The sequence below is a fragment of the Streptococcus salivarius genome, assembly GCF_009738225.1.
In the GTDB taxonomy this organism is placed as follows: Bacteria; Bacillota; Bacilli; order Lactobacillales; family Streptococcaceae; genus Streptococcus.
In genome coordinates this window covers 1,109,521-1,129,666 of sequence record NZ_CP018187.1, presented here as the reverse complement: position 1 = coordinate 1,129,666, position 20,146 = coordinate 1,109,521, and the positions used below count along the sequence as shown (strand labels likewise).

17 protein-coding genes and 1 riboswitch are annotated in these 20,146 nt (G+C 40.2%); of the genes, 14 read left to right on the top strand and 3 right to left on the bottom strand.

The features are described from left to right. The first annotated feature begins 72 nt into the window (after positions 1 to 72). The 5 genes from pyrE to nt5e all read left to right on the top strand — a co-directional run bounded on the left by pyrE (position 73) and on the right by nt5e (position 6,262). Positions 73 to 702: an orotate phosphoribosyltransferase gene (gene pyrE / locus BSR19_RS05575; protein WP_004182503.1), complete on the top strand. Its 630-nt coding sequence runs from the start codon at positions 73 to 75 to the stop codon at positions 700 to 702. An 85-nt stretch (positions 703 to 787) separates the two neighbouring features. Continuing rightward, positions 788 to 2,239 (top strand): amidase, encoded by a 1,452-nt coding sequence (locus BSR19_RS05570; protein ID WP_156246719.1) that lies wholly within the window; start codon positions 788 to 790, stop codon positions 2,237 to 2,239. Between the two features lie 105 nt (positions 2,240 to 2,344). Further along, positions 2,345 to 3,193: a transporter substrate-binding domain-containing protein gene (locus BSR19_RS05565; RefSeq protein ID WP_049553698.1), complete on the top strand. Its 849-nt coding sequence runs from the start codon at positions 2,345 to 2,347 to the stop codon at positions 3,191 to 3,193. A gap of 58 nt (positions 3,194 to 3,251) precedes the next feature. After that, positions 3,252 to 3,905, top strand: a complete 654-nt coding sequence (locus tag BSR19_RS05560; protein WP_156246718.1) for an amino acid ABC transporter permease — start codon at positions 3,252 to 3,254, stop codon at positions 3,903 to 3,905. A 110-nt stretch (positions 3,906 to 4,015) separates the two neighbouring features. Then, positions 4,016 to 6,262 carry a cell surface ecto-5'-nucleotidase Nt5e gene (gene nt5e / locus BSR19_RS05555; protein ID WP_156246717.1) on the top strand — a complete coding sequence of 749 codons (2,247 nt, stop codon included), beginning with the start codon at positions 4,016 to 4,018 and terminating at the stop codon, positions 6,260 to 6,262. A gap of 35 nt (positions 6,263 to 6,297) precedes the next feature. On the opposite strand, the gene BSR19_RS05550 is transcribed toward nt5e, so the two are convergent. The 3 genes from BSR19_RS05550 to BSR19_RS05540 form a co-directional block, all read right to left on the bottom strand. Beyond that, positions 6,298 to 7,239 (bottom strand): AraC family transcriptional regulator, encoded by a 942-nt coding sequence (locus BSR19_RS05550; protein ID WP_156247083.1) that lies wholly within the window; start codon positions 7,237 to 7,239, stop codon positions 6,298 to 6,300. 142 nt (positions 7,240 to 7,381) lie between these two features. Then, positions 7,382 to 8,752, bottom strand: coding sequence for a tRNA uridine-5-carboxymethylaminomethyl(34) synthesis GTPase MnmE (gene mnmE, locus BSR19_RS05545; RefSeq protein WP_156246716.1), 1,371 nt, complete (start codon positions 8,750 to 8,752; stop codon positions 7,382 to 7,384). Positions 8,753 to 8,878: 126 nt separating this feature from the next. After that, positions 8,879 to 10,222 (bottom strand): alanine/glycine:cation symporter family protein, encoded by a 1,344-nt coding sequence (locus BSR19_RS05540; RefSeq protein ID WP_156246715.1) that lies wholly within the window; start codon positions 10,220 to 10,222, stop codon positions 8,879 to 8,881. A gap of 96 nt (positions 10,223 to 10,318) precedes the next feature. Further along, positions 10,319 to 10,425: riboswitch (glycine riboswitch) on the bottom strand. Between the two features lie 305 nt (positions 10,426 to 10,730). On the opposite strand from BSR19_RS05540, the gene pcrA reads away from it, so the two are divergent. The 9 genes from pcrA to BSR19_RS05495 all read left to right on the top strand — a co-directional run bounded on the left by pcrA (position 10,731) and on the right by BSR19_RS05495 (position 20,142). Further along, the gene (gene pcrA / locus BSR19_RS05535) at positions 10,731 to 13,040 is read left to right on the top strand and encodes a DNA helicase PcrA (RefSeq protein ID WP_156247082.1); all 2,310 of its coding nucleotides are present in this window, start codon (positions 10,731 to 10,733) and stop codon (positions 13,038 to 13,040) included. Positions 13,041 to 13,160: 120 nt separating this feature from the next. Next, complete coding sequence (locus BSR19_RS05530; RefSeq protein ID WP_156246714.1) at positions 13,161 to 14,441, top strand: O-acetylhomoserine aminocarboxypropyltransferase/cysteine synthase family protein; 1,281 nt, start codon at positions 13,161 to 13,163, stop codon at positions 14,439 to 14,441. A 60-nt stretch (positions 14,442 to 14,501) separates the two neighbouring features. Next, positions 14,502 to 15,257, top strand: a complete 756-nt coding sequence (locus tag BSR19_RS05525) for an HAD hydrolase family protein (protein ID WP_156246713.1) — start codon at positions 14,502 to 14,504, stop codon at positions 15,255 to 15,257. A gap of 64 nt (positions 15,258 to 15,321) precedes the next feature. Further along, on the top strand, positions 15,322 to 15,816 hold the full coding sequence (tpx, locus tag BSR19_RS05520) for a thiol peroxidase (protein WP_002890971.1): 495 nt from the start codon (positions 15,322 to 15,324) through the stop codon (positions 15,814 to 15,816). Positions 15,817 to 15,941: 125 nt separating this feature from the next. Further along, entirely contained in the window at positions 15,942 to 16,562 is a 621-nt protein-coding gene (locus tag BSR19_RS05515; RefSeq protein ID WP_156246712.1) for a restriction endonuclease subunit S, read from the top strand. Between the two features lie 88 nt (positions 16,563 to 16,650). Continuing rightward, positions 16,651 to 16,884, top strand: a complete 234-nt coding sequence (locus BSR19_RS05510) for a DUF1858 domain-containing protein (protein ID WP_002890969.1) — start codon at positions 16,651 to 16,653, stop codon at positions 16,882 to 16,884. Position 16,885: 1 nt separating this feature from the next. Next, the gene (locus BSR19_RS05505) at positions 16,886 to 18,232 is read left to right on the top strand and encodes a DUF438 domain-containing protein (protein WP_084914520.1); all 1,347 of its coding nucleotides are present in this window, start codon (positions 16,886 to 16,888) and stop codon (positions 18,230 to 18,232) included. A 120-nt stretch (positions 18,233 to 18,352) separates the two neighbouring features. Beyond that, positions 18,353 to 19,234 carry a tRNA pseudouridine(55) synthase TruB gene (gene truB / locus BSR19_RS05500; RefSeq protein WP_156246711.1) on the top strand — a complete coding sequence of 294 codons (882 nt, stop codon included), beginning with the start codon at positions 18,353 to 18,355 and terminating at the stop codon, positions 19,232 to 19,234. Next, positions 19,231 to 20,142, top strand: a complete 912-nt coding sequence (locus BSR19_RS05495) for a bifunctional riboflavin kinase/FAD synthetase (RefSeq protein WP_156246710.1) — start codon at positions 19,231 to 19,233, stop codon at positions 20,140 to 20,142. Before truB ends, BSR19_RS05495 begins: the two co-directional genes overlap by 4 nt. Positions 20,143 to 20,146 lie beyond the last annotated feature (4 nt).

Here is a 20,146-nt window from a genome sequence, read left to right as displayed (position 1 = left end):
TTATTTCATAGGAAAATAGACTGAATTAGGTTATAATAAAGAGTAGAAAACGCTTTACGGAGGATAATAATTATGACATTAGCATCACAAATTGCATCTGACTTGCTTGATATCAAGGCTGTTTACCTTAAACCTGAAGAACCATTTACATGGGCATCAGGAATCAAATCACCAATCTACACAGATAATCGTATTACTTTGTCTTACCCAGAAACTCGTACACTTATCGAAAATGGTTTTGTGGAAAAAATTAAGGAAGAATTTCCTGAAGTAGAAGTGATTGCTGGTACTGCAACTGCTGGTATTCCTCACGGTGCTATCATCGCTGACAAAATGAACCTTCCATTTGCCTATATCCGTAGTAAACCAAAAGATCACGGTGCTGGTAACCAAATCGAAGGTCGTGTGGTTAAAGGCGAAAAAATGGTTGTTGTTGAAGACTTGATTTCAACTGGTGGATCAGTACTTGATGCTGTAGCAGCTGCAGAGCGTGAAGGGGCTGATGTTATCGGTGTTGTGGCTATCTTCACTTACGAATTGCCAAAAGCTGAGAAAAACTTCGCTGATGCTGGCGTGAAATTGGTCACTCTTTCAAACTACACTGAGTTGATCAAAGTGGCTAAAGTGCAAGGCTACATCACAGCAGACGGACTTCAACTCTTGAAAAAATTTAAAGAAAACCAAGAAACTTGGCAAGATTAAATATCATGATTGAAGGCGGAACGTTTCAGGCGTTTCGCTTTTTTTAGTATAATTTAGGAAATAATAGAAGCAGGGAGAATATAAGATGTCAATTAATGAGTGGTCAGATGCAACGGCAATGACAGAAGCCGTGCAAAATAAGACGGTCAGTCCCCTAGAACTAGTGGAGGCTACTATTCGTGAAACGGAGAGGACGAATTCTAGGATAAATGCTATCGTCAGTCAACGCTACGAAAAAGCATTGAAAGAAGCAGAAACTAGAGACTTCTCAGATAAACCTTTTGCTGGAGTCCCGATTTTTCTAAAAGATTTAGGTCAAGAGCAAGCTGGTGAGCCGTCAACAGCGGGTTCTCGCCTATTTACAAGTTTTCATGCAACGGAAACAGATAATTATGTTAAGAAACTTGAGGAATTGGGCTTTATTATTTTAGGGTGTTCTAGCACTCCTGAGTTTGGCTTCAAAAATATTAGTGATGCTCAGATTCATGGTCCTGTCAACCTGCCTGACGATGTGACACGTAATGCTGGTGGATCAAGTGGTGGTGCGGCAGCTCTTGTGAGTTCTGGCATTTCTCCCTTGGCACCAGCTAGTGACGGTGGAGGCTCTATCCGTATTCCAGCTTCCTTTAACGGACTTATCGGGCTTAAGCCTACAAGAGGACGGATTCCTGTCGGTCCTAGTTCTTTCCGTGGATGGCAGGGGGCCTCTGTTCAGTTTGCTTTGACAAAGACTGTACGAGATACAAAACGCTTGCTTTATTATATGCAGACTTGTCAAATGGAAAGTCCCTTTATTCTACCGAAGCTTAGCAAAGTGTCTTTAGAAGAAGCAGTTAGACCTTTGAAGATTGCTTTGTCGACTGTCTCTCCTATTGGTGGTAAGGTGTCAGAATCTGCTATTGCGGCGACAAAAAAGGCTGCTAGAGCATTGGAAAGTCTAGGACATGATGTCCATGAAATCTCCCATCAGCCCTTGAATGGGATTGAAGCTATGCAGTCTTACTACATTATGAATAGTGTTGAGACGGCTGCCATGTTTGATGGTATAGAGGCTGGTTTGGGACGTCAGATGACGCTTGAAGATATGGAGTTAATGACTTGGGCTATTTTCCAATCTGGGCAAAAGATTCCTGCCAAAGTTTACTCTAAAGTCCTAACTCAGTGGGACCAGTATAGCCATCAGATGGCAAATTTTCATGAGTCTTACGATATTCTTCTGACTCCTACAGTTGCGGATGTGGCACCTAAGCATGGGCAGTTTGCCCTCTCTGAAAGCCTACAGAACCAACTCAAGCATATGTCTGAGTTTGATTGGCCAAAGCAACAAGAACTTATTTGGGATATGTTTGAGGATAGTTTAGATTGGACGCCTTTCACCCAACAAGCTAACCTGACGGGACAACCATCGATTTCTTTACCTGTCTATCGTGATGGGCAAGGGCTGTCCCTTGGTGTTCAACTGACAGCCGCCAAGGGAAGAGAAGACCTCCTCTTACACTTGGCCCAACAAATGGAAGAAGGTTCGGTTTTTAGCTAGACATTCTCATTTGCAGTTCAATATTTTGTGAAACCCTTTCAAATAGTGTAGGCTTAGATTATAAGTTTTTTAACTTAACTTAATTTTTCAAGGAGACACACATAGATGAAAAAGAGATTTTTCGCCGTTTTTAGCTTAATTTTGGCTGCGGTCTTTTTGGTTGCCTGCTCGTCACAAAGTACAGGTGAGAAGAACTGGGAAAAGATTGAGAAACGTGGTAGCATCAAGGTTGCGACTGCTGGAACACTTTACCCACAAACCTACCACGATGATAAGAATAATTTGACTGGTTATGACGTTGAGATTCTCAAAGAAGTTGGAAAACGTCTTAAGTTGAAAATTGACTTCACTGAGATGGGTGTAGATGGCATGCTTACTGCCGTAAATAGTGGGCAAGTCGATATCGCTAACTACTCACTCGAAGACGACAACAAGAACGTCAAAAAATTCTTGCGTTCTGAACCATACAAGTATTCCTTCACTTCAATGGTCGTTCGTGAATCGGATAATTCAGGAATCTCTTCATGGAAGGATCTCAAAGGCAAAAAGGCAGCCGGTGCTGCAAGTACAAAGTACATGAAGATTGCCAAAAAAATGGGTGCTGAACTCGTCGTATATGATAATGTTACCAATGACGTTTACATGCAAGACTTGGTAAATGGGCGTACAGACGTTATCGTCAACGATTACTATTTGCAAAAGATGGCAGTAGCCGCTATCAAAGACAAGTACCCAGTTAAGATCAACGACGGTATCTACAGTAACCCTTACTCAACAAGCTTTACCTTCTCATTGAAGAATAAAACTCTTCAAGAAAAGGTCAACAAAGCCATCAAAGACATGAAGAAAGATGGTACCCTTACCAAGATTTCAGAGAAATTCTTTGCTGGTCAAGACGTTACAAAGAAAACAAAAGTTGACTATACTGAGATTGATATCTCTGATGTTGAATAATATAAGCGATCCAATTGGATCGCTTATTTGCTAAAGAAATGTTTAGAAAGTTAGACTTATGATTATTGATTTTTCACTGATTCTAAAAAGCATTCCTTATGTCCTATCAGGTCTGCCTTATACCTTAGGAATCTCGCTTTTAAGCTTTATGGTTGGGAATGTTTTTGCTATCATCCTTGCCTTTATGCGAATGTCTCAAAAGCTTTGGTTAAAGTATCCATCCCGCATTTATATTTCCATCATGCGTGGGGTTCCTATGTTGGTCGTGCTCTTCATTCTTTACTTTGGTTTGCCTTATGTTGGTGTTCAGCTACCTGCCCTTCTTTGTGCCTTTATTGGTTTCTCATGTGTCAGTGCCGCTTATATGGCAGAGATTTTTCGTTCATCCATAGCTGCAGTAGACAAGGGGCAGTGGGAAGCCGCTCGCTCTCTTGGTCTTCCGCAGAAGTCTATTATCCGTTGGATTATCTTACCTCAGGCCATGCGTATAGCAGTAGCACCTCTTGGTAATGTCATTATCGACATGGTAAAGAGTTCCTCATTGGCTGCTATGATTACAGTGCCTGACATTTTCCAAAATGCTAAGATTATCGGTGGACGGGAGTATGACTACATGTCTATGTATATCCTAATTGCCCTTATTTACTGGACTTTGAGCTTCACTCTGGAATTACTTCAAGGCTATCTTGAAAAACGTTTAGCTACCTATTGATTATTGAAAAAATTTTTTGATTATCTAATAAAACATTGAAATTTATTTAATTCTAATCTTATAAATGTGGTATAATAAAAACGATTTAACAATCAGAAAGGTAATTTGGAATGAAGAAGAAAACAGTCGTTGCAACGACTCTATCAACCCTACTCGTCTCAACTGCCATCTTGGCCAATGCTGTCCAAGCTGACGAGGTAGAAACTCATGCAGCTGTTACAGCACCAAGCACTGAAGTAGTAGCTACAGAGGCAACTACCAATGCGACATCTACTGCAGCAACAACTGCATCTAGCGAGTCTCCAGCACCAGTAGCTAGTTCAACATCAGTTGTTACTGCTTCAACAGCTGAAACAAGCAAAACACCAGTTGCTACTGCAAGTGAAACTGCAACTGCAGCCGCAACTCCTACAACAGAAGTCGTGACAAATGCTAGCACAAGTGCCAGCAACGACACTGTAACTGTCCTTCACACCAACGATGTTCATGGTCGTATGGTTGAAGATGATCGTAACGGAGTTATTGGTGATGCCCTTTTGTCTGGTATCGTAAATGATTCTCGTTCAAAAGGAACAACCCTTGTCTTTGACTCTGGGGACTCATTCCAAGGTCTTCCAATCTCAAACAGTTCTAAGGGTGAAGACATGGCAAGCGTCATGAATGCTGTTGGTTTTGATGCCATGACAGTGGGGAACCATGAATTTGATTTTGGCCTTGATCAATTGCGTCGTTTGAGTAAACAAATCAATTTCCCAATCATCACATCTAACGTATATGTAAATGGCGTACGTCTTTTCCAACCATCTACAATCGTTGACAAAACACCTGGTGTTGATGGAGATGAAGTAGTCGTTATTGGTGTTACGACACCTGAGACAGCTACTAAGACACACCCACGTAATATCCCTGGTGTCTCTTTCACTGATCCTATTACTGAAGTTAAGGCTGTTGTTGACCAAGTGGAATCAAATGCCCGTGCCGAAGGTAAGGAATACAAGACTTATGTTGTCCTTAGTCACTTGGGGATTGATACAACAACTCCAGTTGAATGGCGTGGATCAACTTTGGCAGAAGCTCTTTCTAACTATGCACCTCTGAAAGGAAAACGTGTTCTTGTCCTTGATGGTCACTCACACACTCTCCACACAGCAACATACGGCGATAACGTTACTTACAACCAGACTGGTAGCTACCTTAACAATGTTGGTCGCGTCGTTTATAATTCTGACCGTGTCTTGTCACATGGCGTGATTTCACACGACGAAGCTAAGAAGAATTATCAAGTTAACCCAACAGTTAAAACTATGATTGATGATATCCAAGCTAAGTACAAGGCAGATTCTTCGAAAGTCGTTATCGAAAATAGTCCAGTGAAACTTAGCGGTGACCGTATGGACGTTCGTGTTCGCGAAACTAACCTTGGTAATGTTGTCGCTGATGCTCTCTTAGATTACGGACAATCAGCCTTCACACACAAGTCTAACCTTGCCGTAACAAACGGTGGTGGTCTTCGTGAAACAATTGCCAAAGACAAACCAATCACTAAAGGTGATATCATTGCCGTTCTTCCATTTGGTAACTCAGTTGCTCAAATTCAAGTGACAGGTCAAAATATCCATGATATGTTTGTCAAATCTCTTGGTTCTATTCTCCAAGTTGACGAAAGTGGTAAAACTGTTCTAGATGAAAATGGTCAACCTCTTCTTGAACCATCTGGCGGTTTCCTTCAAGTATCAGGAGCTCGTGTTTATTATGACACAACACTTCCAGCAGAAAAACGTATCTTGTCAATTGACATTTTTGATCCAGAAACTGGTACCTATAAACCACTCAACACTAATGAAACTTACTACCTTGTAACAAATGACTTCTTGGCTGCTGGTGGTGATGGCTACACAATGTTGGGCGGTCCTCGTGAAGAAGGTCCTTCAATGGATACCGTCTTTGCGGATTACTTGACACATGCAGACCTTTCTAAGTATGCAGTTATCAATCCAAACTCACGTACCATTTCTATTTCAAGTGCTGATTTTGCTGCCTTGAACAAAAAAGAAAATGCAGCAGACCCTACACTTAATCCTTTGGAACCTGTTACTCCATCAACTATTGCTAAAGATCTTGAAACAACTAAACCAGTGGTATCTAAAGTAGTAACGACTCCTAATGGCAAAGTATTCTTCATTTCAACAAGAAGCGAAGCACTTAAAGAAACAGAAAAAGTGACAGAAGCTTCTGCTCAAACTGAAGTTCTTCCTACAACAGGTGACAAGGGCTCACACGCAGGTCTCCTTGGACTTGGTATGTTGCTAACTCTCTTTGGACTTAGTGGAAAACACAAAGGTAAAGAGAAAAACTAAGAAGTTTGCAGATAAAAAAAGAGTTAACCATTTGGCTAACTCTTTTTTGTTTGCTTCTTGTTGCTATGTGTTTTTCGATACTGGCTTGGTGTTTGGTCGTAATAGTGTTTAAATTGGCGGTTGAAATTGGATAGGTTATTAAAACCAACATTAGTAGCAATTTCCAAAACTGGTTTAACGCTATTACTAAGCTCCTCGCAAGCAGCATTAAGTCTTGCCTGAATGATAAATTCTGTACAAGAGGTACCTGTATGTTGTTTAAAAATCGTCATAAAGTGAGTCTTACTATACCCCATAAGCTCTGATAACTTTTCAATAGTGAGATTTTCGGCATAATGTTGGTTAATGTAATCAATGATTTCCCGAATCTTTTCATTTTTACGATAATGATCATCTGAAGTTTTTCGCTCTACCAAACGATAGAAGTAGAGGAGGTAGATTAATTCTTCTAGTTTTGACTTGAGAAGAAGTTCATAGTGACGATCTTTCTGACGAATCATCTTAAAAATCTCAAAGAGGAGAGCTCTAATTTCTCTATACCCCTCGTCTGACGGTCTCAGGCATTGTTTAAACTTGAAATTAGAATTCTGCAAAGGCTGTAGGTAGCGTAGACTAAGCGGATCCACCAGCGACTGCCCCAACATATCCAAATGAAAATGTAGGGTGTCCGTATGATGAGGCTGATTATCTACGGGGTGAATCGAATGAAGGCCATTCGGACGTATTAAAAAGATATCTCCAGCCTGACTATCAAAATAGTCATAATCAATATGATAACGAGCAGTCCCCTCATAAACATATTGAATCTCAAGCTCAGGATGCCAATGGAAAAGAATATCAGGTCGCCCATTTTCGACCTTGGTTTCCGTCAATCGAAACGGAAGCAGGTTATCGTCAAAATCTATCAAATGTTTAAAATCAGTATCAGTAGCTGCTTGACTCATGATTAACCTTTCAAAATCATAGGATAATACCATGATAGCATTTTCTTTCTTAAAAAGCATGAGTCAATCATCTTATAGTATTGGTAGTTTTTTATTTACATAATTTTATTTCTGTAGTTATGTATGCAAAATAAAAAGATGACTAAGCATCCTTTTTACATAAATTTAGTTATGTTTATTTTCCTAGACAGAACTGACTAAAGAGTTGTGTAATGAGTTCATCCGGGGCGGCGTCACCAGTAATTTCTCCTAAAACTTCCCAGGTACGTGTCATATCAACCTGTAAGAGGTCAACAGGCATGCCTAATTCAAGACCTTGATTGACTGCTTCAAGACTTTCGAGAGCTTTTTCAATGAGTGAAATGTGACGAGCATTTGAGAGATAAGTAGCATCTTTCTCCACTAGGCCAGCATTATCAAAGAAGAGCTGATTGATGCGATCTTCGATTTTGTCAATATTTTCATTCTTGAGGACTGAAATTGGAATGACATCTTCGGGAAGCTCTTCCATTTGGATTGCTTGTGGTAGGTCTGTCTTATTTAGAAGAATGATGCGATTGCTATTTTGACTGATTTCTAGTAATGTACGGTCTTGCTCTGTTAACGGTTCGGAGCTATTAAGCACAAGGAGAACCAGGTCAGCCTCTTCGAGAGCTTTCTTGGAACGCTCAACACCAATCTTTTCAACCACATCATCTGTGTCTCGAATACCAGCGGTATCGATTAACTTAAGTGGAACACCTTTGATATTAACGTATTCTTCAATGACATCACGAGTAGTACCTTCAATATCCGTAACGATAGCTTTCTCCTCGCGTAGGAGATTGTTAAGAAGACTAGATTTTCCGACATTTGGACGACCAATGATTGCCGTTGAAAGGCCTTCTCGTAGGATTTTTCCTCGTTTAGCAGTGGCAAGAAGATTTTCTAAAAGTGCTTGGAACTCTTGCGTTTTTTCACGGACAAGGGCTGTGGTGACTTCTTCAACATCATCATATTCAGGGTAATCAATATTCACTTCGACTTGAGCCAAGGTGTTAAGGATTTCTTGACGAGTATTGTTAATGAGATCCTTGAGCGACCCATCAAGTTGAGAGACGGCAACGGCCATAGCCTTATCAGTCTTAGCACGAATCAAATCCATGACAGCTTCAGCCTGAGTCAAGTCCACACGACCATTCAAAAAGGCACGTTTGGTAAATTCTCCAGGTTCAGCCATACGAGCTCCAGAACGAATAAGGAGTTGGAGGATTTCATTAGTCACAGCAACCCCACCGTGAGTGTTAATCTCCACGACATCCTCGCGTGTAAAGGTCTTTGGAGCACGCATAACACTGACCATGACTTCATCGATGGTTTCCTCATTTTCGACAATATGGCCGTAATTGATAGTATGTGAAGTAACTGATTCTAGATTTTTTCCTTTAAAAATTTTATTAACAATGGCGATAGCATCGGTTCCAGATAAGCGAACGATACCGATAGCACCTTCACCTAAGGGCGTTGAAATGGCAGTAATCGTATCAAATTCTTTGGTAATTGACATAGTTATTCCTTTGGATTTTTTCTGTATAAGTTTTAAAATGATTTAATTTCATTGTAACGCAAAAGAGCAGTAGTCGCAAGGATTGGTGCTGATAAAGACAAGAAAAAAGAGCCTGAGCTCTTTTCCTTATTTATGACGTTCAAAATATGATTTAGTCTCTTTGAGAATAATTGGTGAAAGGACTAGGAGGGCAATCAAGTTAGGCAATGCCATCAAGCCGTTTACGATATCTGCAATTTTCCAAACAACATCAAGTGTGAGGTAACCACCAAGAGCAACCATAACCACAAAAATGAGGCGGTAGAGTGGAAGGAATTTAGTTGATTTAAAAATGAATTCGAAACAACGTTCACCGTAGTATGACCAACCCAAGATTGTAGTAAAGGCAAAGAGAACCAAAGAAAGTGTTAAGGCAATTTCACCAAATGTGCCAAAAACAGATGAGAAGGCTGCTTGTGTCATTGGGGCACCTTCCAGGCTACCTGACCATTGACCAGTTACAAGGATAGCAAGACCAGTAAGTGTACAGATGATAATCGTATCAATGAAAGTACCTGTCATTGAAATCAAACCTTGTTCAACAGGTTCTTCGGTCTTAGCTGCAGCAGCGGCGATAGGAGCAGATCCAAGACCTGACTCATTTGAAAAGACACCACGCGCAATACCAAGACGCATAGCGACCATGACTGTTGCACCAGCAAAACCACCAACGGCTGCTTTACCAGTAAAGGCAGATTGGAAGACCATTTCAAGAACTGGTAAAAGTTGATTAAAGTTTGTAAAGATAACCACAAGAGCTGCTAGGATATAAAGTCCAGCCATAAATGGTACGACCTTTTCAGAAACTTTAGAGATAGATTGGATACCACCAAAAATGATGGCAGCAGTTATAAGAGCAAGTAAGATACTTACGATTTTGGGTGACCAGTCAAAGCTGTTTTGAAGTGAGGCGGTGATTGAGTTAACTTGAGAGAAAGTACCAATCCCCAACCATGCAACAAGCACACCTGCAAAGGCAAAGAAGTAGGCCAAAGGTTTAGCAATTATTTGCCATTTTCCAGAGAAACCATGTGTGATGTAATACATTGGACCACCAGAAACATTACCTTGGTCGTCAAGTGTACGGAATTTAATAGCCAAAAGACCTTCGGAATATTTGGTTGCCATACCAAAGAAAGCGGCAATCCACATCCAGAAAAGGGCACCAGGTCCACCAGTTTTGATGGCTGTAGCTACCCCAACAATGTTACCTGTACCAACAGTTGCAGCTAGAGCTGTCGCAAGGGCTGCAAAACTAGAAATATCACCTTCCCCTTTATCTTCAGCAAAGATAAGTTTAAAAGCTTTAGGAAGACGAAGAACTTGCAAAAGTCCAAGACGAAGCGTAAGGTAAATCCCAGTTCCTACAAGAAGGACCAAAAGGGGTGGACCCCAGACAAAATCATCAATAGTAGTAAAAAAGTCTAACATGAATGTAACAATCTCCTTTAACCGAGACGTCAAAAAAGAGGTTTGGCTTAACCAGACCTCTGAGAATACAAAGCTATTACTACAAGTAAAAAACTTGCGATGCTTTCTGTCCTTTTACCTGAGAGTTTCGGTTGTTACCCCTTGCCCCTTCGGTGTCTTGTTTACAGCTAAGGCTGCTTCAAGATCTCTCCAGAAGTCCGTCAATCACCAGTCTTCCTGATGACATCACTCGGTTTTTATTTTATTGTGGTTCTATCTTATCGAAAAAACCGAACAGTGTCAACACTAATTTTCATCAAAACTATAAAAAACCGAATATTATACTTAAGAATGCCTTTCACCAAAACCTAGAAAAGCTTGGAATAACAATCATTTTAAGCAAACAACCTCCCAATAAAAACAAACGATTATTTGCTAAAGTTATTTCACACTCATTATGAATAGACTCTGCATTTTCATCCAAAAAATGATAAAATAGTAGAGCTTATTTTTGAGAATGGAGAATATGATGAACCCATTATTAACTGGTATGAATGACAAACAGGCTGAAGCCGTCCAAACGACTGAAGGTCCTTTATTGATTATGGCTGGTGCAGGATCAGGGAAGACACGTGTACTTACCCACCGCATTGCCTACCTTATCGACGAAAAAATGATCAATCCTTGGAATATTTTGGCCATTACCTTTACCAATAAGGCAGCTCGTGAGATGCGTGAGCGTGCTATGGCTTTAAACCCAGCAACTTCAGAAACATTGATTGCGACCTTCCATAGTATGTGCGTGCGAATCCTTCGTCGTGAAGCGGACCATATTGGCTACAATCGAAACTTTACTATCGTGGATCCTGGTGAACAACGTACTTTGATGAAACGTATTCTCAAGAATCTTAATCTTGATCCTAAGAAGTGGAATGAACGTGCCATCTTAGGGACGATTTCCAACGCAAAAAATGACCTCTTGGATGAAGTGGCTTATGAGCACCAAGCTGGTGACATGTATACTCAAATCGTTGCTAAATGTTACAAAGCCTATCAGGAAGAGCTCCGTCGTAGTGAAGCCATGGATTTCGACGATTTGATTATGATGACTCTGCGTCTCTTTGACAAAAATCCCGATGTGCTCGCTTATTATCAGCAGCGTTATCAGTATATTCACGTGGATGAATATCAAGATACCAACCATGCTCAGTATCAGTTGGTAAAACTCTTAGTATCTCGCTTCAAGAATATCTGTGTCGTGGGTGATGCTGACCAATCAATCTACGGTTGGCGTGGGGCTGACATGCAGAACATCCTTGATTTTGAGAAGGACTATCCCGAAGCTAAGGTTGTCCTCTTGGAGGAAAACTACCGTTCAACCAAGAAAATTCTCCAAGCAGCCAACGAAGTTATCAAGAACAACCGTAACCGCCGTCCTAAGAAACTTTGGACTCAAAATGATGACGGTGAACAAATTGTTTATTACCGTGCTAATGACGAGCGTGATGAAGCTGTTTTTGTTGCTTCAACTATTGATAACATTATTCGTGAAGAAGGTAAGAACTTCAAGGATTTCGCTGTACTTTACCGTACCAATGCTCAGTCTCGTACCATTGAAGAAGCTTTACTCAAGTCTAATATTCCTTATACCATGGTTGGAGGAACCAGGTTCTATAGCCGTAAAGAAATTCGTGATGCCATTTCTTACTTGAACTTAATTGCCAATCCTGCTGATAATATTAGCTTTGAACGTGTCGTTAATGAACCTAAACGTGGAGTTGGACCTGGGACACTAGAAAAGATTCGTACCTTTGCCTATGAGCAAAACATGAGTCTCCTAGATGCTTCAGCTAATATTATGTTATCACCGATTAAGGGGAAAGCAGCTCAGGGCGTTTACGATTTTGCTAACATGATTCTGAACCTACGTGATAAGCTAGATGGACTAAGTATCACTGAAGCTGTAGAGGCTGTTTTGGATAAGTCTGGTTATCTGGATGCTCTTTCGATGCAACAAACACTTGAAAGTCAAGCGCGCATTGAAAATATCGAAGAATTCATGTCTGTTACTAAGAATTTTGACGAAACCAACACCGATGGTACGGAAGACGAGACAGGAATTGACCGTTTAGGCCGTTTCTTAAACGATTTAGCTTTAATTGCTGATACGGACGATGGTGATATGGAAGCAGCAGAGGTAACCTTGATGACTCTCCATGCTGCCAAAGGGCTTGAATTCCCAGTTGTCTTCCTAATTGGTATGGAAGAGGGAGTTTTCCCTTTGTCACGTGCCTCAGAAGAGCCAGATGAACTCGAAGAAGAGCGTCGTTTGGCTTACGTAGGTATCACTCGGGCGGAAGAGATTCTTTTCCTTACCAACGCTAATACGCGTACGCTTTTTGGTAAGACTAGCTATAATCGTCCTAGCCGTTTCTTACGTGAAATTTCAGATGATTTATTACAATATCAAGGTCTAGCACGTCCAGCCAATTCATCATTTGGTGTTCGTTTTACAAAGGAAGAGCCTACACAATTTGGTCAGGGCATGAGTTTACAACAAGCGCTTCAGACCAGAAAAGCCAATGCACAACCTGAAAGAGCTACTGCTGCTCAGCCATTTTCAAAAGCTACTGGAGGGCTACCGTTCGGAAAAACGTCAAACTCTGGCAACACAGCAACAGACTGGGAAATTGGAGATATTGCTCACCACAAGAAGTGGGGAGATGGTACTGTCTTAGAAGTAACTGGAAGTGGCAAGACACAAGAACTTAAGATAAAATTCCCAGAAGTTGGACTAAAAAAAGTTTTGGCAAGCGTAGCACCTATTAAGAAGAAATAGAAAGGGGCCGAAAGGTCCTTTTTATAAGCCCTCCCTATCACATTGATAAAAAATTTCTATTAGACAGCTAGCTTTTCTGGGTGTAGAATGAAGGCAACTTTTGTTTTGGAGGACACCCATATGTCACGAGAATTTTCATTTGAAACCTTACAATTACACGCTGGACAAACACCTGACAAGGAAACAAAATCACGTGCTGTTCCAATTTACCAAACCACTTCATATGTTTTTGACGACGCTCAAGAAGGTGAAGATCTCTTTGCCCTTAGAAAGCCTGGTAATATTTACACACGTATTACCAATCCAACAGTAGCAGTACTTGAAGAACGTATTGCAGCCCTCGAAGGGGGTGTTGGGGCCTTGGCTACAGCATCAGGTATGGCTGCAATCACCTATGCTATCCTTGGTTTGGCACATGCTGGCGATCATGTTGTTGCCGCGACAACCCTCTATGGTGGGACATTCAATCTCTTAAAAGAAACTCTTCCACGCTATGGTATCACAACAACTTTTGTAGATGTTGACAATCCTGAAGAAATTGAAGCTGCTATCAAAGATAATACCAAGCTTGTCTTGATTGAGTCTTTGGGAAATCCGCTTATCAATATTCCTGATTTTGAAAAAATTGCTGAGATTGCTCACAGTCATAAGATTCCATTGGTTGCTGACAATACTTTTGGAACTCCATATCTCATCAATGTTATCTCCCATGGTGTAGATATCGTGGTTCATTCTGCAACTAAGTTTATCGGTGGACATGGAACAACTATTGGAGGTCTTATCGTCGATTCTGGTAAATTTGACTGGGAAGCTTCAGGCAAATTCCCACAGTTGGTTGACGAGGACCCATCTTACCACAATATCAGCTATACGCGTGATGTTGGTCCAGCAGCATTTGTAACTGCCCTTCGTACACAACTTTTGCGTGACACAGGGGCTGCCTTGGCACCTTTCAATGCTTTCTTGCTCTTGCAAGGACTTGAAACACTTTCACTTCGTGTCGAACGCCACGTCGAAAATACTAAAAAAATCGTAGACTTTTTGGAAAATCATCCAAAAGTTGAAAAAGTTAACTATCCTGGATTACCATCAAGTCCTTACTATGATTTGGCACAAAAATACTTCCCTAAAGGAACAGGCTCTATTTTCACTTTCCATGTTAAAGGTGGACAAGACGAAGCACGTACCGTAATTGATAATCTTGAAATCTTCTCAGATTTAGCCAACGTTGCTGATGCAAAATCTTTGGTGGTGCACCCTGCAACAACAACTCACCAACAATTGGCAGAAGCTGATTTACTAGCTTGTGGTGTCACTCCAAATCAAATTCGTATCTCAGTTGGTTTGGAAAACGCAGATGATTTGATTGAAGATTTAAAACTAGCCCTTGATAAAATTTAAGTATTTCGATACTAAATAATTTAACCAGCTCTTTAGCTGGTTTTTTGTTATACTAACCCTATGAAATTTGTTTTTGATTTGGATGGAACCCTATGTTTTGATGGTATGACCATGTCAAAAGACCTACAAAAGGTTCTTTTAACTGCACCAAAATACGGTCATGAAATTATTTTTGCAACAGCACGCTCTTACAGAGACTGTCTTAGTATTTTAGAGGGAGAATTGAGAAAGCTGACAGTAGTTGGCTTAAACGGTGGTGAAGTCTTCCAAGATGAACACTTAGTATCACAATACACAATACCTTCTCCTGCTCTAAGAACGATTGTTAGCTACTGTGATACTTATAATCTCCCTTATTTTATTGATGATACCTTTAATTATGCTATTCAAAATCCTGAGCAAATCCCTTTTCTTTCAAATGTTGATCCATTAAACAAAGCAAGGATTTTGCCTGTTCATGAACTTAATGAGCCTATCAAAGTTGTTATTCCACTTGTAGAGCATGAAGATATACGTGAAGACCTTATCTTTAATCTAAACAAACTGGAAGGTTTAGACCTTAGTTATCATGATATCGAAAGGTGTCTTTACATTAATCCTAAAGGTGTGACCAAGGCTAGTACTGTTTTAAACCACTTTGGTAAAGACTTTGTAGCTTTTGGAAATGATCAAAATGATATTTCTCTTTTCAAAAATGCTATATATGGAGTGCAAATTGGTGATTATCCCTACCTAAAAAACTTTGCGGATGAGGTTATTCCTGCAATTAATGCAGTTATTGCTGAAAAAATTAGACTACTGTTTGAAAAATTCTAAACAAATGCTTAGGCTTATTGCTATATTTACAGTACAATAGTTAAAAAAGTATTGGAGGACTAACATGCCAACATTTATTGGAAAACTAGTTACAGTAGCAGAAGACAAACAACTTCAAGTTGGAGATACCTTGCGTGACTTTAACTTGACCACAACAGATTTGACGAAAAAATCACTTTCAGAATTCGATGGAAAGAAAAAAGTTATCTCTATCGTTCCATCAATCGATACTGGAATCTGTTCAACTCAAACACGTACCTTTAATAAGGAATTGTCAGAATTAGACGATACAGTAGTTATTACTATTTCAGTGGACCTACCATTTGCACAAGCTCGTTGGTGTGGTGCTGAAGGACTTGAAAATGCCATCATGCTTTCTGACTACTATGATAATAGTTTCGGTAAAGATTATGGTGTCCTCATTGAAGAATGGCACTTGTTAGCACGTGCAGTTTTAGTGGCAGATGCTGACAATAAGATTACTTATGTCGAATATTTGGACAATATCAATACTGATCCAAACTATGAAGCAGCAGTAGCAGCGGTTAAAAGCTTATAAAATGAGGCTCCGGTCTCTTTTTTATTTTGCCTTTCTTACAGTTTTTACTTGCAAAAGTATTAGCTTCTTGCTATTATTGTATAGCAATACTCAATATGGATAGTAAAATATAAAAAGGAGATTCAATGTCTGAAAAAGAAAGACCTCAACTGATTATCGATTACGAAGCTAATACAGACAAACTTGTTCGTTTAGGCGATGTTGTCGATCAATTTAAAGGAAAAGCTGTCCCTGCTAAGGCAGAACCTGGCGAATTCGCTGTCATTAATCTATCGGATATGACACCCAACGGCATTGCCTACGATGACCTTAAAACGTTTTCTGAGGAACGCCGTAAACTTTTACGATTTCTCTTAGAAGATGGAGATGTTCTTATTGCTTCTAAGGGAACTGTACAAAAAGTTGCTGTTTTCGAAGATCAGGGCAAGCGAGAAGTTGTCGCCTCATCAAATATCACAGTATTACGACCTAAGGAAAAACTCCGTGGTTTCTACATCAAGTTTTTCCTTGAGACAGAGATTGGTCGTGCCTATTTAGACTATGCTGATAAGGGAAAGGCTGTCCTAAATTTATCGACGGCTGACCTCTTAGACATCAAAATTCCTGAGATACCAATTGTGAAGCAAGATTATCAAATTGCTGCCTACTTGCGTGGGCGTGCTGATTACCACCGTAAGATGGTGAGGGCAGAGCAGGAGTGGAAAAATATCCAGCATAATGTCACAGAAGCTCTATTTGGAAATTAATCAAAAGCCAGCAAACTAAGATTTGTTGGTTTTTTTTCATTATTCTCGTGTATAATGGAAGTAGTAAATATGTTTTTAGGAGGTCATTATGACTACCAACACTATAGATTTATCACAACCTGTTGCAACAATCATTAAAGAGCATCCAGAGGTTAAGGAATTACTGATTGATCTCGGTTTCAAGCCCTTGTCTAACCCAGCTATGCTAAATACTGTCGGTAAGGTAACAAGTCTAAAGGCTGGATCTAAGTTAGCAAATATTCCCTTAGAAAAAATTAAGCAAACCTTGCTGTTCAATGGTTATGACGTAATTGGTGACTGATATGGAAGATAATCGTATTCAAATACTCAAAGAAATTCTACTAGATTTGCACCATGGAGCCAGTCCTGAGAGTGTTCAAGAGCGCTTCAATCAACACTTCAAGGGAGTATCAGCCCTCGAAATCTCTATGATGGAGCATGAATTGATGTCATCAGAAGATGGGGTTACCTTTGAAGACGTAATGAGCCTCTGTAATGTCCACGCTAACCTCTTTAAAGGTGCTATTGCAGATGTGGAAGTGGCAGACGCTGATCAAGAGGGCCACCCTGTTTATGTGTTTAAACAAGAGAATTTAGCCCTACGTTCAGCTATTCTCCGTATCCGACGTATCATAGAAAATATTAGTAAGCCTGAAAATGAAGATTTTAAATCTGACCTGTTCAATGGACTGAAGCATCAGATGACTCTACTTGGTCAATTCCATAATCATTATACGCGTAAAGAAAAGCTTTTCTTTCCAATAATGGAGCGTTACGGCCATGACTCCCCTCCAAAAGTGATGTGGGGAGTAGACGATGACATCCGAAAACTTTTTAGAGCGGCAGAAGCTAAACTAAAAGAACTTCCAGAGGCTGATTTAGAAGAATTTTCAAAGTCTTTCGAAGCATTCTCAGAAGAGTTTGAAGCCATGATTTTCAAAGAAGAGGCTATCTTACTTATGATTCTGCTTGAAACCTTCACGCAAGACGATTGGCTTTCGATTGCCGAAGAAAGCGATGCCTATGGCTATGCAATAATAAAACCTACAGCTGTCTGGAAACCTAAGCGTGAGCGTTTTGAGGAGGTAAATGCTGATACATCGCAAGAACAATCTGAACTAAGTAGTGACGAACATCTGGACAATACCCGAATTATTGACACTCCCGAAGGGCAGTTCACCATCAGCTTCACTCCAAAACCAAAAACTGAAACTGTCGTAGATAGAGAAACGACTCAGCCTTTTGGCAATGGTTATCTTTCTGTGGAGCAGGCCAATCTCATTCTCAACCATCTTCCTTTGGAAATCACTTTCGTCAATAAAGACGATATTTTCCAGTACTATAATGATAATGTTCCCGCCAATGAAATGGTTTTTAAACGAACACCTAGCCAAATTGGACGAAACGTTGAACTTTGTCATCCGCCAAAAGTGCTTGATAAGGTCAAGAAAATCTTTGAATTACTGAAGAGTGGGGAGCGTGACCAAGTTCCAATGTGGTTCAAATCTGAACGTTTAGGGAAATTCGTTTATGTTACCTATGCAGCTGTTAGAGATGACAAGGGAGACTTTCAGGGTGTCCTAGAATATGTGCAGGATATTCAGCCTTTCTTTGAATTGGAAAGCGACCTTAATAGAGATATCGATTAAAAAAGCTAGCAGGCCTGCGATTGCTTATGACTATAATACTTAAGAGGTTTGAGACTTTGCTCTCTGCCTCTTTATGTTTCTACCTAGCTCTTTAGGATTGCTTTTGATATAATTAAAAGTATGATTTCAGGAATTATTAATCTAAAAAAAGAGGCTGGGATGACCAGTCATGATGCTGTTTTTAAACTACGCAAAATATTACATGAGAAAAAAATTGGGCACGGCGGAACTCTTGATCCAGATGTTACTGGTGTTCTACCTATAGCGGTTGGAAAAGCTACTCGTGTTATTGAATACATGACAGAAGCAGGTAAAGTCTATGAAGGCGAAATCACCATTGGATTTTCGACAACTACCGAGGATACTAGTGGAGATGTCGTTCAAACAACTCCAGTTACAGAGTTAGATGAAGAAACCGTCGATATGGCAATGGCTAGTTTTGAGGGAGAAATCACACAAATTCCTCCTATGTATTCAGCGGTTAAGGTCAACGGAAAGAAACTTTATGAGTACGCACGCGCTGGAGAAGAAGTAGAGCGTCCACAACGTCAAGTGACAATTTCCGAATTTGTCCGTACCTCTCCTATTGAATTGGAAAACAATACCGCAAAATTCACCTTCCGTGTTGCTTGTAGCAAGGGGACTTATGTCCGTACTTTATCTGTCGATTTGGGTGCTAAACTCGGATACGCGAGTCATATGTCTGCTCTTCGTCGAACAGCCTCAGCTGGTCTAACCTTAGATAAGGCACTAACACTCTCACAAATTTCAGAAATGATAGAAGCGGGGGATACTTCCTTCCTCCTTCCCATCGAATTTGGTGTTCAGGACCTACCAGCTGTTCAAGTCACTGAGGATGATGCTAAAGAAATTTCATTTGGTCGCTTTATTACTATCGATAGCCAAGAACCCTTAGTTGCGGCCTTTATAGGAGACAAGGTTCTAGCCATCATGGAAAAGCGAAATCAAGTTTATAAACCTAGAAAAGTATTAAGTCAATGAAAGTAACTTCTATTAATGATTATAAAGATATCCATCAGGAAAAGGAAACGGTTCTTGTCTTAGGGTATTTCGATGCTCTTCACCGTGGTCATAAGGTCCTTTTTGATAAGGCGCGCCAGATTGCTGATGAAAAACAGCTTGAAGTAGCTGTCCTTACCTTTAATGAGAGTCCTCAATTGACTTTTCAAAGGTATACGGATGATCTCCTCCTTCATATCACAGCACCCAAGAGACGCTGTGATCTTTTTGAAGCCTATGGAACAGATCAGCTTTACTTAACAGATTTCAATAGTGATTTTGCCCGAACGAGTTCAGATGATTTCATTGCCCGCCATATTAAGCGTTTAAAAGCTCAAGAGGTTGTTGTGGGCTTTGATTACAAGTTTGGACATCATCGAACAGATGTGGACTATCTAGCCCGTAATTTTTCTGGTAATGTTCATGTTATTGAGGAACAACAAAGCGATGGTGAAAAGATTTCGTCAACACGTGTACGTCAATTAATACGAGAAGGTAATGTTAAAGAAGCCAATAAACTTCTTGGCCACGAATTCTCGACACGTGGCATCGTGGTACATGGTGATGCCCGTGGGCGTACCATTGGTTTTCCAACTGCTAATTTAGCACCAATCGACAGAACTTTTCTCCCTGCTGATGGCGTCTATGTTGCTGATGTGGTGATTGATGGTAAACGCTATCGTTCCATGACTAGCCTAGGTAAAAACGTTACCTTTGGGGGAACAGAACTCCGCCTTGAAGCCAATATCTTTGATTTCGAAGGCGATATTTATGGAAAAACAATCGAAGTTTTTTGGCTAGATTATATCCGTGATATGATTAAGTTCAATAATATAGAGGAACTTTGCGCTCAACTGGAGGCCGATAAAAAAATCGCGGAAAAATTTTAAGAAA